This window comes from Flavobacterium sp. T12S277 (genome assembly GCF_048514875.1).
Taxonomy (GTDB): domain Bacteria; phylum Bacteroidota; class Bacteroidia; order Flavobacteriales; family Flavobacteriaceae; genus Flavobacterium.
In genome coordinates this window covers 79,508-96,937 of sequence record NZ_JBLYEG010000016.1, presented here as the reverse complement: position 1 = coordinate 96,937, position 17,430 = coordinate 79,508, and the positions used below count along the sequence as shown (strand labels likewise).

Below are 17,430 nucleotides of genomic sequence, written 5' to 3'. Positions count from 1 at the left end.
AATTTAAAGGGATAAAGTCAACAACTCGATGGCCTTATCTTTAATTTTTAAGGCTTCTTGTTTCGGCAGGAAATCCTGATTAGACATCAGCGTAAAGTCCATTTGATTGCGATAGCTAGTCGTAACTAAAGTGTTTGAATTTAACCACGGAAACGCTACTGTCGGACTAAAGATATCTTCCAGAATGAAATTGTTGTAAGTATTTTGAATCTGAAGGTTCCCCATATTAGAAAGTGTCAGATCGTGTGCGCCCCGGCTTGATTTTAGCAGCGCAATCATGCGATGGGCCAGCGGGTGCATTTGTTCTCCCATCCATAACAATTCCCGGGCGTCCATTTTTTCTATTTTTTGAGTAAGCTCCTTTTTGATTTGTTTCGCCTGATCCAGTGCCTGAGGCGTTTTCTTTTTTAAGGACAATTCTACGGTTGGGGCAAAGGCAAACATATGATCTTTTTTGATTTCAGGAATAAAATGGCGGATATCTATCGGACTAATTACTTTTTCTTTTGCTGATTTGCCTTGCACGTCCTGAAAAGCCTGCATAAAGGCTGTGCACAGAATGGCATGTACAGAAATACCATTGTCTTTGCATTTCTGGGTGACAACAGCTGAGTCTGCCGGGTCTAATTTCCAGTGAATGGCATAATTTTTTCCGAGATTTCTTTTTTTATTTTTTCGCTGCAGTAAAAAGAAGCATTTTCCCAGAAGTAAAAATAGCTTTGCTTTGCGTTCTTTTTTTTGAAGATCAAACTGTGGTGATAAAAAATGGTTTACCGATTGGAACAATTCATAAGGTTCTAGATCAAGAGTCGGATCATCTATTAAAGCCAGTAATTCCTGCATCAAACTTACCATGCTCGTTCCATCGCAGATGCAATGTGGCGATACCCATAACAGTTCGGAAAATTTTTCTCCTTTGATCCATACCAATTGAGCCAAAGGGGAGTCTTCCGCTTTAAACGGCCTGTACCATTCCTGCTCAGATTCCTCCAGCCAATGGGTATCGGTTTGACGTTTTACGATCCGAAGCGGAATTGGTTTCATATTTTCTTTGACCACAAAAACAGGATGTTGCTTATCCTGTAAGTCAATTGCAGCACGAAGCAGCGGGTGTTTCTTTTGGATTTTTGCTAAGGCAATTTCGATCTGTTCCTTCGAAATTTCACCTTTGATTTTTGCAGTAAATACACAGTTTAAAGGTGTAGTGGGATCAATATACATGATTCGTTCCACTAATAAGAGTTTTCGTTTGATCATGAGGCTGCTTGATAATTTAGTCGGCGTTTAATAGAATCAATTATTTCATCACGAATGGCTAAGGCTTCTTGATAAGGCAAATAACCTTCGCTTCCCATAAAGGTGAAGTCCATAACACCTTGATAAGTAGAGGTGAGTATGGTCGTTGTATTGCCCAATGGTCCAATGACGGTTGGACTGATAATAGCTTCCACGGTAAAGGATTGGTATTGATGAGGTATCTGAATACGTCCGAGGTTGGAAAACATACAATCATTGGACGACTTGCCCCGTTTTAAAAGCTTTGTAAAGTTATTTAATGCATTATGGGCAGATTCCATAACCATCAGGACGATATAAGGATTAAGTTTGGCTGTTTTGCGGTCTACATCATTTTGCATGACACGCAAATTGTCTAAGAAATCAAGTTTGGGATTGGATGACATGACGATCATCAAACCGAAGGCGAAAATATGATCTTCTTTGACCTGTGGAGCGAAACGCCTGATATCTACCGGACAGGAAATCTTATTAAAGGCTTTGTTTCCGCGTACTTTTTTAAAGGTGTCCAGAACGATAGCACTTAAAAAAGTATTGACCGTGATTTCTAGCGATTTGCAGTGGGAAATTAGCTGCTGACTCGTGCCAGGGTCTAGTTTCCAATGAATCAAATAGTCGGTTTGCCTATCAATTGCTTTTTTGCCGACGGGAATGCATTTGATCGCTAATGTTGCCAATCGGCCAATCATTTTTGCCTTAAACTTTTGCCTGTTATTTGTTAAAATAGGGGCAGGAACAACGTCCTGAATACCTAAAATAGGATTTTCAGTGCCTATATCTGCTGTCGGATCATCCAATACTTTTAAAAATTCATGAATTAAAGTCATGGCAGCACCGCCATCACACAGGCAGTGATGAAAGACCAGCAACATATCGGAACGATCGTTTCCTTTGATCCACACCAGGCGGATCAAAGGTTTATTTTTGTAATCAAAGGGGGTTTGCCATTCCTGCATAGCTTCTTGTTGCCAGTCCTCTTCGCTTTTTTGATCCACTATACGGATCGGAATAGGATTCGTTAGTTTAGAGACTTCAAACCAGGGGACGTTCTGCTCATCAAGATGAATGCATGCCCGTAACCAGGGATGTTTTTTCTGAAGTCTGCCCAAAGCATCCTGAATGTCTTTTTCGGCAAATACACCGCGCAGTCGAAAAGGAATAACGACATGGAAGGGGTCTTTTCCTTCGCCCAATAACATGCGCTCTCCAAATAACAATCTTCTTTTCATATTTTATAGTGTAGCTAGTACCGAACGTTCTTGTTTTACAAAATCTTCCAATAAGGCAACCGCCTGATCATTACCGCCTGCGGTTAGGAAAGCGGTCTGAACTTCTTTGGCGGCATTTCTGTATTTAGGGTTTTCCAACAGTTCAAAGACAGTCTCTCTCAGTGCTTCTATTCGAAGTCGTTTGTATCGGATACTGATTCCACAGCCGGCCTGTTCAATCAGCTTTGCGGTATGGAAGTGATCGTAAGCGATGGGGGTAATCAACATAGGCAGACCATTAGTAAAGGTGTCGTTCACCGTATTAAAACCGCCGTGACAGATCACCATATCTATATGAGGCATCAAAGTGGATTGTGGGACAAAACCATTTACGATAAAATTATCGGGCCATTTTTCAAATATTTCGGGCGGTGTTGCTGCAATTATAGTAACGGGCTGGTCTGCAAAGGCTTCAATAAGTTTACCAAAAAAAGCTTTTCGGATGTCCACTAATAAAGTACCCAATGACACAAATATTTTAGGTGTAGTGCTGGCTGCCAATCGTTCCCAGTCAAAAGGACTATTGTTGGGACGGCCTTTTACCGGCCCTACAAATTTCATGTGCGAGGGTACAGTTTCAAAACCTGCAAAGGCCTGCGAGGTGAACACCAGATTTAATTGATGAGAATGTATAAAGATACCCTCATCAAGAATACCCACTTCTTTTTGTAACCCTTTGATTAGGTTTTGCTGCCATTCAAATATTTTTGGTGAACTTTTCTCTGTGTCACCCATTACATCTGGTGGTACAGGGGTTGTGGTTACAACGGGTATACGATGTTTATGGGCAAATAAAGCTCCACCAAAGGTGATACAATCATTGATGATGACATCAGGTTGCCAGTGACCGAGTAGTGTTTCCAATCCCGGCATCATCATTTTAGCAAAGGGAACATAGGTTTCTTCGAGTGCTAATTTCATGACTTCCGGTCCGGAACAAGAAGGGCCGTCATCTTGTCGTTTTAAGATGCGCTTAAGTTCGTCCTGAAAGGGGATAAGATCCTTCTCGGGATAGATATAGCTTCCTCCCGTTGGAATATGTTCGTCCGCCAATGGCGTAATGCCAAACCATTTGACTTCATGACCACGGGCCAATAAACTGGCACCTATACTTAATGTTGGACTGATATGTCCAAAAAAGGGAGGGACAACAACAAGAAATTTGGCCGGAGTTTCAACAGCCGATTGGGTAGGGGCTATGGCGTTTTCAAGAAGATCGGCTGCGGTTTTCGTTCCGCCTACTTCTATAAAAGATTGACGAACTTTGAGGGCGGCTTCACGGTATTGTGGCTGATTCAGGATAGTATGAACGCTATTTCTGAGGTGATTGGCTTTAAATCGGTTAAAATTGAGACGTTCACCAGCACCGGTACGTACAACACGTCCCGCAACATGTGATTGATCGTATGCAATTGGAATAACAACGAGCGGCAGACCCTGTGAAAGGGCTTCTGAGACCGTATTGTGTCCGCCATGGCAAACTACAGCATCTAAATGCGGCAGCAAATCCAATTGTGGGATTTGCGAATAGACCATAAAATTATCAGGCCATTGATCAAATAGAGCCGGATCTGAAACAACGACAACCGTCAGCTCTTCATCCTGAAAAGCGTCGATTACTTTCTGAAAAAATGCTTTTTTATGCTCGTGGTCGAATGTGGTACCGATACTGATTAAGATTTTTTTCCTGGGATTACTTTTCAGCTGCTCCCAATCGAAAGCACAAGCTAAACGACGTTCTGTTATTACCGGACCTGTAAATTTATAGTTGGAAGCGAGATCCATTTCTCCAAAGAAATAGGGGGAAGTTAACACCAAAGTAAGTAGCTCCGAACAATCCAGTGATCGGTTTTCCTGTACACCAAGTTCTTCCTGCAGCGCTATGATCTGCTTTTCTTCCCATTCATGTACCTTCGGCAGCTCGCTGACAATTTTGATTGCTGCGGGGGCTGTTACAGTGGTCGCATAAGGAAGATTCACTTTTTTTGCCGCAATTGCCGCAGCAAATAATTGATGATCGCCAATGACTAAATCGGGTTCGTAAGCTTCCAGGAGCTTAACGATTCCTCTATAGCAATGTCTGTTTAAAGGAATCAGTACTTCTTCGTATAAAAACTTGATGCTATCAATGCCGTAAACGATCTTTTTTGAAATGATATCCAGGTATTGTTCGCTCTCTCTTTTTTCTTCGTCTGTCTGATCGTATTGAATAAGCAACAGTTGTCCGCCTTCAGGAAGTTTGGCGTTTAAATTTTGGTCAAGACTGATCCACGCTACTTCATGTCCTCTTTCTAAAAGTTCGGCGCCAATGCTCAAGGTTGGATTGACATGACCTGTTAGCGGGGGAACAACAAATACAAATTTAGCCATAGTTTTGTAATAAAGGGTTAGTTAAAAATTGAACAATAATTTCTGCTATCTGAATGGGGTCCTGAATGGGAATATTGTGATCTCCCTCGATGAGTTTTAGTTCGGCTGTACCGATTTTAGATTGCAACCATTCTCCTGTTGGTTTGCAATTGGAAGTCGATCCATATAACAACAGGGTAGATAGGGGTAAGTTGGAAATAGCAAGCTGATGCAGAAAATGCTTTTCTTTAACCATATCAGCTTTGATGCTGGTTTGGTTGAATAAAAATTCATACAACCGATGGTTTTTTTCCAACTGTCTTTTTCCCATTTTTATTTTTGTGGTGTCCGTAAAATTGGCTACGTAATGTTCGAGAAATTCCTTGCTGTACGCTTCGATAACATCTCGCGCTTTTTCATCTTGCGGATCCGGTGCTTCGATGACCACCAATTGCTCTAAGCGGTCAGGGGCTATCAATGCGGTTTGGAGTGCAATAAGCCCTCCAAAACTATAACCCACAAGTTTTGCTTTTTTGATTTGGAGGTAATCCATCATTGCGATTAAATCGGATGCCATAGTTTTTAAATCGTATCCTTCTAATACGCGCTCACTCCTGCCATGACTTTTTAGATCGTACATGACCACATGAAAATGCTGCGCCAAAATAGGAGCAATATTGAAATAATAAATAGAAAGATTACTGAACATACCGTGGATCAGTACCACGGTATCTTCGGCATCTTTATTTAGTTCCTGTACGTGAACTTTTTTATGGTTAACAGTAATTACTGGCATTCGTAGATATAATTGATGATGTTATTCAGATCAAGATTAATCAGTTGATCCAAATCCATAGCAGACAGCCAACCCGTGAAATCAATTTGATCACCAAAGTGTGTTTTGATTTTTTCTGAAAAAGAAACAATCTCTATACTGTCCATTTCCAGATCTTTAGTGAACGAACTGTCTGGCGTGATATCCATCTCTTCTACAAATTCTTCACCGATAATTTCTGTAATAAAACCCTTTAAAAGGGTAAATAACTCCTCATGATTCCTTTTTAATGTCGTGTTTAAAGTGTCCATCCGATGATATAGTTTTGGTGTTTGACTGTTTTGATTTCTATTTGATCGATCCACAGATGATCGCCTTGTATGCGTTTTACTTCGTATTTTTTTGGGTTTCCTTGTAGCCCTGTGCCTAATAATTTGCTATAAGCTTCTTTGGCTACCCAAAAGCGGGTCGTCCATTCCGCCTGATCGCGTTCTTTTAATAAGGCTGATTCTGTATCGGTGAAGACCAATTGATAAAATTCAGAGCTGCGTTCGGCTATGATTTCCATGTCGATACCCACAGCTTTATCCTGCCGTGCAATGGCTACCGCATCTTTTCCTTTATGGGCCAATGAAATCTCGATCTGTTCTGTGGCATTCCCTTTGAGATAAGGTTTGCCCGCTTTATCAGAATAAATTTCAAAGGTTATGGGGTAACTGGGTTGATTTTTCTGTTCACTCAATACATGGCGTACGGCGTCTTTTACCGCTACACGACTTACCATCCAGTTCTTTCTGCGGTTGGGCAGGAGTTCCTGATAGTATTGTTTCTCCCTTTGATTGAAATAACGTTTCAGTATAAAATCCCAGGAAGATACACGGGAATAGGCCTGATGAAAGAAAAAGACTTCCGGGGCGATTTCTTCTGACAGACGGTTATGGAGTGGCGACATGGAAACATTCCACAACGCTTCGTCAATTTCTAATCTGCGGTTTTGCCATCCTTTTATTGAGCACCATACTTTTCCGTTTCTCTCCAGTACAATGTCAGCGATTGCAAATTCATCGTTTAATTCCGTCAGTATACAGGTACATTCAAATTCGCCATCCTGATCGTGCATGTCTTCGAAGAATTCAATTTGTTTGATTTTTACCGGGAAAGCAATGCGATCTTTGGTTAAGGTGAGTTGTAACCATAATCCAAATAATTGTCCTGCATTGTCCAATAAGGAACCCTTACCGCCATTTCCTTTTATCCGTCCTGCAATACCTTTTTCTCCAACAGCCGATATAGCTGTAATACCTTGATAAGCATCACCATGAAACATATGCTTCTCATAGATTTCTAAAGGAGTTCGCTCAATCGGTAATCGTTTGCCTATCGAAAGATCAAAGACAGGTGGTTGCGGATGTGAGGCTGCTAAAAAGATTTCGGCGTTGGCAAAATTCTCTATATCCAGATAGGCGTGATGGTTGGAGCGCCAAACGCCTTTTATTGTTTTTTCAAAAGGCGTGGCAACGTTCATCCACTGAAATACACTGACGTGCATGATCTTGTGAATTTTTGTCTCCGGTTGTTCTGCCAGTGCTGTTTCTGCCAATACTTCAAAGATCATGGTCATTGGAATCACAGGTTCCATATCGGCAACCTCCGACCAGCCTTTGGGTTGTCGTAAAAGGCTGTGATCAATTAGATAGGGATGTGTAACCAAATTGACCTGTAGTGTTTTTGAAAAACGACTGTCGATCAGTTGTTTTTTTATTAAAACAGGTGCAGCAACAGCCGTTTGTGTATGATTTTGAAAGACGTCCAATACTTCTTCCTGCATTCGGATCATATCGGCGATATTGTCCTGAAAGGCCTGAACTAAGGGGTGACTTACTTTTGCTGCCGTTTTGGTAAAAACCTCTCTTGGACGTACGGTATTGATAGATTTTCGCAGGTTTTTTATAGCTTCAAAATCACGAATGATAGGTGATCCTAATTGTAATTTTATACCTTTTTTTGGTACTGCTTTTCTGTGATTTTGGATGTCTAAAAAATCGAGTGCCAGAACTTTGCCTTCTACAAATAATGCGGCAACTACCCGTTGCAACTGGGCAAGTGCTGTTCGGGTGGCTACACTTGAAGCAAGTGTGCTGAAGGCTTTCCCTTTTAAGGTATCATCAATAAACCCAATTAATCCGCCCGTACCGATCTGGATAAAAACACGTACTCCTTCATCATAAAGTTTTTCGGTCAGTTCACGGAATCGTACTGGCTGAACAAGATGTTCGGCGCTTAGTTGACGGATGGACTGCAAATCTGCCGGATAAGGCAGGAGTGTAGTGGCCGACCACAACGGGATTTTTGTTTTTTGGAATTGAACTTTTTCCATCCCCGCTAAAATTACCTCCAGTTTATCGGCAACAAAAGGGGAATGAAACCCGGATTGAAAGGGTAAAATCTGATGAAAGATCTGTTTTGATTTTAACAAAGGCGTCAATTCTTCGAGTGCCGCAAGGGTACCACACAGAATTACCTGATGTGGACAATTATCATTTGAAACATAGAGGTTCGGAATTTGTTCAATCAAAGGAGCTACATCTTCCAGACCTGCTCCAATGGCAATAAATTTAGAGTCTTTTAGTTCAAATGTTTTTGGATCAAGTACATCGATCAGATCCTTGACAGTACTTGCTTCGGCCAGATCTGATGCATATCCCGCTAACCATTCTCCCAAACTATGTCCGGCATTCATATCCGGATAGATCCCCAGTTTTTTTAAAGCACTATCGAGTATACCACAATTGTTAAAAACACCTAATGCTTCGTTCAACAGTCCTTCACCGGCTGTTTCTATGGGAGCTGTCAATCCAAAATATTGACTGACTGTTGCGACTTCGCCTTTTGCTAAACCATCGAGTCCCGGGAATACAAAGGCAACTTTGCCACCATCCTGTAAAAGGGGAGTGGAGGTGTACCATATATCTTGTTTGTTGCGCCAGGCATTATTTTTAGACACAATTTTGATTGCCTTTTGGATGCGTTCGGGTGTTGGATCAAAGAGCGCAATACGGTAATCGCCCTCTCCTGTGGCAGTATCGTTATCCTGTAGTGCCGTAAGCAAGGCTTCACGTGTTGGTCTTGCAAGCAACAATACTTCGTCTTTTTTAGGGATATCATACCCCTCCAGAACTACGTGGGCGTTGATACCTCCAAAGCCAAATGCATTTACTGCTGCGATTTTTGGTAAACCGGTTTGCGACCAGTTTTTAGCTTCCTGTATAGGGGTAAACCGGGTGAGTTGCAGGGCGGCAGTAGGGTTTTCGCAATATAAGGTAGGGGGTAATATGTCGTGATGCAAGGCCAGACAGGTCTTGATTAAACCTGCGATTCCTGCAGCTGGCATGGCATGACCTATATTGGATTTGACAGATCCTATACCGGCACGTACAGCTGTTTCGTCTTTACCGAAAAATTGCGCCAGAGTTTGCAGTTCTGTTTTATCTCCCAACGGAGTTCCGGTGCCATGAGCTTCGAGGTAACCGATTTGTTCTTTATCTAAATTGGCGTGTGCCCATGCTTGTTCTAAAGCTTTTAACTGACCTTTTACGGAAGGACTCATGACACTTGTTCCATTGCCATCACTGCTCACGCCTACACCTTTAATGACGGCATAAATTTTATCCTGATCGCGTACCGCTTCTTCCAGTCGCTTTAAAACAACGAAACCGCAGCCTTCTCCAATGAGCAATCCGTCGGCATCTTCACTAAAGGGTTTGATTTGCTGTTGATGCGATAAGGCTCCCAATTGGCTAAAGATGCTCCAAAATGCAGCATTTTGACCTGTATGTACTCCTCCCGCAATCATCATATCGCTACGGCCACGCTGTAACTCCTGTACGGCATGATCTACAGCCAGAAGAGCACTTGCACAGGCTGCATCCACGGTGAAAGCAACACCTCCAAGATTGAATCGATTGGAGACTAATGAGGCCACAAGGTTTGGGATTAATCCCATGGCTGTATCTGCAGAAAACCGTCCTTTACGTTTCTGAAAGGCCTGTTTTACTTTTTCAATATCGGCTGAAGATACCTCCGGCAATAGTTCTTGTAATAAGGAAGAGATTTGTTCGCCTGTACGTACAATTTCAATGGCACGTGTAGCTCCAGGGCCTGTGTAATTTCCTTTTCCGATGATAATTCCGGTTCGTTCCAATGAAACTTTTTTTTGGAATATTCCTGCATCTTCTAAGGCTTTCTGAACGAGATCCAGTGTTAACAAATGATCGGGTTCAGTGCCTTCAACGGCAAGAGGTAAAATACCAAAGGCGGTAGGGTCAAATTCATAATCAGGAATAAAGCCGCCCCGATTGCAATAAAAGCGATCCATAGTTTGCTTGCTATCGCTAAAGTGGATAGGATCGATACGTTCAGCCGGAGCTGCTTGCGTCGAGTCGACTTTATTGATGATATTCTGCCAAAATGCTTCCGCGTCTTTTGCTCCGGGAAACAGGCAGGATAAACCTATAATAGCGATATCTGTTTTTTTCATAATAGACGAATACAGAGGTTTTTTACCAATTTTTACCGGACATGATTAATACCTGACTTTCTGTTCCATACTTGATTTCGTTAAGAAACAGCTCTTTTCCTTCTTCTAATGGGATCAGTGAAATTCCGCGGCGTTCGTACTCATTTTCCAATGAGGTAGAAACCATTCCTGCACCTTTCCATGGCCCCCAGTTGATCGAGATTACTTTTCCTTTTAACCTTTTGTTTAATGCATTGGCATAATCATCCAACACACTATTTGCTGCTGCATAATCGGTCTGGCCTTTGTTGCCATAGACAGAAGCGATGCTTGAAAACAAGACTACAAATTGGCAATCTGAACGCAATTGTTCTGCCAGGACACGTAAGGGCTTTACTTTTGTGTCAAAAACACGTTCAAATGAACTGGTTGTTTTCTGTTTGAAAAGTTTGTCCTCCAAAAGACCTGCACCATGAATGACACCATCTAATTGGCCGTATTGTTCATAAATATCATGGAGAAGCTGAGTCAATCCTTCTTCATCACAAACATCTAAGGATCGATAGACTACTTTATTTCCCAATTGTTCCATATCGTGAATGGTACGCAGGATCTGATTGTTTTTGAAAATGCGCGAGGTCTCTTTTTCAATTTGGGGTGGTGTAGTAAAATTACCGGTCTTGATGAGGTAACTTCTGATTTCTTCCCGCGATTTCATCAACCCTAATTCTTTTGAATCGGTGTTAACTTCTCTTGGATCTGTTGATCTGCCGACAAGGATATAGGTACACGGATAAGCTGCCGACATATGTTTTACCAGTTCAGCGGTAATACCCTGTCCTCCGCCAAGAACTAAAACAACCGATTTTTGATCAAGGTGAATGTGTGCCTGGTCAAGAGCCGTTAACATGGGTGAAGGTATGATGTCGACTTTATGTCGTTGATCGTGCTTGTAAATGACTTCAGCAGATTGGTCTGCGGTCAGGATCTCGCGTAATGTAATTTCGGCTATTTGATCTATTTCCTGTGGAGTATTGAGACTGATCAGCCTGCAGTTGGTTTGTTCATACTCACGGGCTAAACTTTTGAATAAGCCGGAATAACCCTGATAGTGACGCAGTGCACGGGTGTCTTCTAATTTTTCAATATGTGCCGGGATATCTGAGATCAAATAAATCCATTGTGCTTTTTCAAGATCCATTTTTTTAATCAAAGCAACGTGGTCGATGATACTATGTTTGACAGTAGCAGAGCCTATATCAGAAATAATCAGTCCATCAAAGAGCGTCAAATCCTCATCCGTATGAACCAATTGTGCAATTGCACCATGTTGTTCCAATATCGTTTTAATTGCCGCTGTTTGTGTGCCATTGTCCGGGGCTATTGCAAATCGCTTTCCTTTAAGTGTTTCGGTGTTTTGTGCTTCGAAAATACCGGTTGGTATCAAGTCAAATCGCAGGCGTGTTAGTAAACTTTGTACAGGTTCGATTGTACTCATTTCACTTATCCAGGTGGCTAAACCATTTAGTGTTTTTATAGCTGCTAAGTTTTCCATAAGATCATCAGCTTGCTCCTTGTCATCACCAAATCCGATTTTGAATTTTAGATCGCTGATAATTTCCATTCGTTTAATAGAATCGATACTTAAATCGGCTTCCAAGTCCAGATCCAGTCCTAACATCTCTTTTGGATAGCCGGTCTTTTCGCTGACAATATCTAAAATGGCCGTTTGCAGTTCTGCAAGTGTACGGATGGCTTTGGTTGCTATTACAGGCGATTCGAGTGATAATTCAACCGTTGCGACAGAAGAAGCAACAGTGCCTGTGTATTCCGTAAGCCAGATTACGAGTCCATTTAAAGTCTTTATTGCTGCCAGTTGTTCCATCACTGTATCTTCATTTTCAGAATCACTGTTAAGAATACCCAACTCATTGCGGAGCGTTCCGATGATTTCAACTCTTTTAATAGAATCTATGCTGAGGTCAGCTTCCAGATCCATTTCCATACCTAACATTTCATGCGGATAACCCGTTTTTTCGCAGACTACGTTTAATAGCAAGGATTTGATATCTAGTGATTTGATATCTGTTGATGATACTGGCAAGGTCACCGTAGCTACCGGTTTATCGTGAGTAATTCGTGTGGGTACGAATGGATCAGCGGTGGTATTTTGTGCTGTTGCGGCATAAACCGGGATAGGATTGATGTGTACCTGCTGTCCTAAAAAGGAAAGCATTACATCTCGCTGCGCCTGAATCAACAGCTTCATACTGTTTAAATACTCCTGTAATACGTGTTCTGCGACTGGTTGTGTCTCTGTTTTTTGGATGATCGTCGAGTTTGTCATATGAATGGGAGTTATTATGGGTAAGGCACCATGAGTAGGTAATGTTCCTGTTGTTGGATGAGCGGCTTGTCCATTTATACGCCAAATGGTTGGGCTTTTCTTATAAAGATCGGGTTGATCGATCTGGATTAAAGTCGTGTGTCTGCCTTCAAAAAGTTTGTTTAAATTAAAGCTGCGACCGGTTCCAAGGTATTGCGCAAGCATACAAAGGAAATGGGTGAGACTGTTACGGTTGTTGTCCTCGACATGCAGGGTTATCGCATCTTGGTTGAGGCAGGATTTTGTTAATCCGGTCAAAACTTTTCCGGGACCTACTTCAATAAATATTCTCGCTCCATCGGCATACATCGCTTGGATTTCGTCAACAAAACGTACGGGTTGAACCAAGTGATCGGTCAATTGTACTTTGATATCAGATACCGGGCTTGGGTATAAGTTTGCGGTGGTGTTTGACCAAACTGGAATTTGCATTTCCTGAAAAGGAATTTCTTTCAGAACATCCGCATACAAATCTTTGGATTTGCTTACCAATGGACTGTGAAAGGCACAGGCAACTTCTAGTTTTTTGGAAGAGATACGCTCGTTTTTAAGATGTTCCATAAATTTGTCAATGGCTGCAGTACTTCCGGCCACAACGCATTGAGTTGGTGAATTATAATTGACAGGATAGCAGTCCGTATGCTGTTCAAGAATCGCTTTCAGACGATCTGCATCAATGTTTACGGCTACCATAGTTCCGGGATCACCATCTTCAACAGCCTCTAAAATGCTTTGTGCACGTTTGCTGCTGAGTTCAACCAACTGTTGTTCGTCAAATACACCGGCGAAACACAATGCCGGTAATTCTCCATAACTATGTCCTGCCAACATATCAGGCAGGATGCCGAATGATTGTAACAATTGAGCTAGGGCAAGATCTACAATACCTAAAAGAGGTTGTGCCAGACGCGTATCCTTAATGGTTTCTTTTTGTTTTTTTAATGCCGCGGTATCAAATGTGGCTGCAGGAAAAACAACTTTTTCTAAATCAGAATATTGTGCTATAAGTTTGCGCAGGACCGGAAACAAAACAAAAAGATCTTGTGCCATATGAATGTTTTGGCTGCCTTGACCGGGGAACAGAAATGCAGTTTTACCGGCTTGTTGGTTGACAATAAAGATATCTTTACTTTCAATGCCCGTTAACAAGAGTTCGATTTTCATCATCAAATCTTCGGCTGTATCGGCAACAATGCTTAGTTGGATCGGTTTTTCGGAACCGGCGACTAAACTGTAGGCAATGTCTTTTAAGGATAAACTATCATTGATTTCTAATAGTGTTTTTACCTGTTCCAATTGAATTTTGGCCTGATCATAATTATCACCACGGAAGACGAATAGCTCAGATGCCCAGGATTGTAGTGTGACAGCCTCTTCTTTTTGCGGGTGATTTTCGATTACCATATGAAAATTGGTACCGCCAAAACCGAAGGCACTAATTCCGGCATACCGTTTTTCTTCAGACCATAATCCTGTTATGGAATGAAAAGCAAAAGGACTTGTATGCACATTGTAATAGGCATTGGGCTGTTGGAGATGAAGAGTAGGAGGTTTTACGCCATGGTATACCGCCATAGAGGCTTTGATAAGTCCGGCCAAACCTGCCGCACATTTGGTGTGCCCAATTTGGGTTTTTACAGATCCGAGATGTGTCTGAGCCGGTAAAGCTCCGGATCGGCTAAATAAATTGGTGAGCGCGCTAAGTTCTGTTTTGTCTCCAACTACCGTTCCGGTGCCATGAGCTTCAACTAAACCAACTTCTGCTGCACTAATACCCGCCTGATCGTAGGCACGTTCTAATGCGCGTACCTGACCGATTTTTCGCGGTGCTGTAAGACCAAGAGCTTTACCGTCACTGGATCCTCCGACACCTTTAATAACAGAATAAATTCGGTCACCGTCGCGTAGGGCATCTTCATATCGTTTTAAGACCAAAATGGCAACTCCTTCGCCAAGAGCAATACCGTCGGCAGTGCTGTCAAACGTTGCGCAGCGTCCTTTGCGGGAGAGGGCATGTGTGCTGGAAAACATCAGATAATCGTTGATACCGTTATGTAAATCGACTCCTCCGGTTAGTACCATATCCGATTTGCCCAGTATCAGTTCCTGGCAGGCCAGATCAATGGCAGCCATCGATGAGGCACAAGCCGCGTCTACAGTAAAATTTCTTCCACCCAAATCCAGACGGTTTGTGATTCTTCCGGCAATAACATTGGCTAATATACCCGGGAACGAATCCTCGGTGGTGTGTGGAAATGCTTTTTCGACTTCTTCATGAAGTTCTCCAAAAACTTGTTTGTAATAACCTCTGAAACTGTAACTGTTGGCAAGATCATTTCCGCCTTCAGCCCCGATGATAACCGATATGTTTTCTCTGTTAATTTGTTTTTCACCATAACCGGCATCTTCCATGGCACGTTTGGCAACGAGTAAAGTTAGAAGCTGGGTTGGCTCTATCGCGGCAAGTGATTGTGGCGGAATACCAAATTCTATGGGGTCAAAATCTATTTTCGGAATAAAACCGCCCCATTTTGAATGGGATACATCTGAAGCATTGGAGTCGGGTTGATAATAAATCTCTTTATTCCATCGCTCGTCCGGTACTTCGGTAACGCAGTCTTTTCCAAGAATGATATTGCGCCAGTATTCTGCTAAATTTTTGGCACCCGGAAACACGCATTCCATACCTATAATAGCGATGTCCAATGCTTTTTCGGTTGATATAGGTTTTTCTGGTAATGCTGCCTGTGTAATATATTTTTGATTCTCGATCGCAACGTCATGGTGGAGTGATTCAAGTGTAATTACTTGATTGTGCATGGTTGCTACTTGTCCGATCATGTACATGCCTAAATCAAGCTGTTGGTTTTTAGGTATAGTAACAAGGGCGTCACCTTGACGGTCAATGCCTTTAGCAGCAATCCTCAGACGTCCTACATTCAATTTTTCAAGCTGTTCCCAAATTTCCTTTTTGTCCATTCCAATGGCCAGCAGTTTTTTCTTTTCATTGTCGAAATGTGAGGCGAATGCTGTATTTAAACAGCGTGTTTCATGACCAGGTGCGGTTTCCAACAGGACGGTATCTTTGGCCTGCATCGCTTGTTGCTGGAACTCTTGCTGAATCGCACCTGTACTCACCGCTTCCTGTGTGTACAAATAGGCTGTTCCCATCAGTACCCCAACCTTTACACCACGAGCAGCCAGAGGGGCAGCCATGATAGCGACAAAGGCTGTGGAAAAAGCATCATGAATTCCACCGGCAAAAAATACACTTATATTTTCCGGATGATCTTCTTTTAGAATACGTTCGATTTGTTTTTCCCAGAGTACGGTGCTGGAGAGTGGGCCAACATGTCCGCCACATTCCCGGCCTTCAAAGATGAAATTTTTGGCACCTTCTTTTAGGAAAATATCCAATAAAGCAGGGGAAGGGACATGTAAAAAGGTGATTATACCGGCTTTTTCAAATACTTTAGCCTGTGCAGGCCGACCTCCCGCGATCAATACTACCGGAGGTTTGGCTTCAAGGATATAAGCGGTTTGTTCTTCCCGCAACTCTTGTGGTGCAAATCCTAATATACCCACACCCCAGGTTTTGTCGCCGGCAAGTTTTTGAGTTTCGAGAACTAATGTTCTTGCTTGCTCTCCTTTGAGTAAAGAAAGAGCTATAAAAGGTAAGGCTCCTGTTTCTGCTACAGCATTGGCAAATGCCGCAACGTCGCTCACGCGGGTCATTGGTCCTTGTGCGATAGGGTAGCGCAGGCCAAGTTGTTTGGCTAACGGATTGTTTTGATCAATGATTGGAGAGGCTTTTGCTTGTTTCAGATGACCATATAGGGCTTCTTTAAATCCAAAAACCAGTTTTTTTAGCGTTTTGAAATTTTCATACAGCTCTGTTGCCAAAGCAATGTCTTGTCCCATTGGAATGTAACTTTTGCTCGGGTCAAGGTCATTATAATAGTGTTCTAACTCTTCGATAGAAACATTCTCAGATAAAATAGGTGAATTGGGTCTAACCAATACACGATGGTCGGCGATGATCTTGGTTTCCGTCCCATTTAATTTGGAACATAAATTTTTGAGGTCCTGAGGAATGGTACTTTCGGGATATAGTGCCAATTGACTGTCTAATACAATACCATTTGCTCCAAGTGCTTTTACAGCGGCGGCGGTATGAAGACCTATTCCTCCTTGTACCCATACAGGTATAGTTTTGATTTCTTGTATGACACGCTGAAACAAAACAAATGTGGATTCGTAACCCACTAATCCTCCAGCTTCATTTCCTTTCACAATAATTCCAATAGCTCCCAGCTGTTCGGCTTTTTTAGCTTGCTCCAGACTGTTTACCTGATAAATACGTGATACGTTCGGATAGGCGTTTGTTGAGAGCTCAAAGGGAAGGATAAGATGACTTACCTGCCCCGACAGTTGAAGTGAGGTTAGCTTGTCATTTGTGAGATGTATACCATAGGAAGGTATATCGATCTGTTCAAGTTGTTTTAATGCTTCCTGAGCGATTGTTTTATCATATCCCAAACTTAATACGGGGAATGCTCCAGCCTGATATAGTTTAGACATCAGGTTGACATCAGGCTTTTCAAAAGGCGTTAATCCTATAAGGGTTAAATTTTTCATAGGTTGATAAGATTGAAATGAGATTTGGAAATGCTAATAACTATAATCATGACCTTTATGGTACAATTTAGTTAATGTGGTATAGTGGAATAAAAGTAATAAATTTCTGCTAATTTTTAAGTGTTAACATTAATTTTATAATGATTTTTTTACAAAAACTTTAAATATGGGTTTATTATTAGCTTGTGTGTAAAAAAAAACT

At 42.0% G+C, this 17,430-nt stretch carries 7 protein-coding genes; all 7 read right to left on the bottom strand.

Annotated elements, in window-relative coordinates:
• Positions 1-3 precede the first annotated feature (3 nt).
• Genes ACN1CN_RS19725 through ACN1CN_RS19695 form a run of 7 tightly spaced genes read right to left on the bottom strand, consistent with a single transcriptional unit; the run spans position 4 to position 17,228 of the window.
• Positions 4-1,257: a condensation domain-containing protein gene (locus ACN1CN_RS19725; RefSeq protein WP_419137032.1), complete on the bottom strand. Its 1,254-nt coding sequence runs from the start codon at positions 1,255-1,257 to the stop codon at positions 4-6.
• Positions 1,254-2,525, bottom strand: coding sequence for a condensation domain-containing protein (locus ACN1CN_RS19720; RefSeq protein ID WP_419137030.1), 1,272 nt, complete (start codon positions 2,523-2,525; stop codon positions 1,254-1,256). The genes ACN1CN_RS19725 and ACN1CN_RS19720 overlap by 4 nt, the downstream gene beginning before the upstream one ends.
• 3 nt (positions 2,526-2,528) lie before the next feature.
• A complete protein-coding gene (locus tag ACN1CN_RS19715) occupies positions 2,529-4,934 on the bottom strand; it encodes a glycosyltransferase (protein WP_419137029.1) in 2,406 nt (801 codons plus the stop codon).
• Entirely contained in the window at positions 4,927-5,709 is a 783-nt protein-coding gene (locus ACN1CN_RS19710; protein ID WP_419137027.1) for an alpha/beta fold hydrolase, read from the bottom strand. The genes ACN1CN_RS19715 and ACN1CN_RS19710 overlap by 8 nt, the downstream gene beginning before the upstream one ends.
• The gene (locus tag ACN1CN_RS19705) at positions 5,700-5,999 is read right to left on the bottom strand and encodes an acyl carrier protein (protein ID WP_419137025.1); all 300 of its coding nucleotides are present in this window, start codon (positions 5,997-5,999) and stop codon (positions 5,700-5,702) included. The genes ACN1CN_RS19710 and ACN1CN_RS19705 overlap by 10 nt, the downstream gene beginning before the upstream one ends.
• Positions 5,987-10,225 (bottom strand): beta-ketoacyl synthase N-terminal-like domain-containing protein, encoded by a 4,239-nt coding sequence (locus ACN1CN_RS19700; RefSeq protein ID WP_419137023.1) that lies wholly within the window; start codon positions 10,223-10,225, stop codon positions 5,987-5,989. Before ACN1CN_RS19700 ends, ACN1CN_RS19705 begins: the two co-directional genes overlap by 13 nt.
• 22 nt (positions 10,226-10,247) lie before the next feature.
• Entirely contained in the window at positions 10,248-17,228 is a 6,981-nt protein-coding gene (locus ACN1CN_RS19695) for an SDR family NAD(P)-dependent oxidoreductase (RefSeq protein ID WP_419137021.1), read from the bottom strand.
• Between the last annotated feature and the right edge of the window lie 202 nt (positions 17,229-17,430).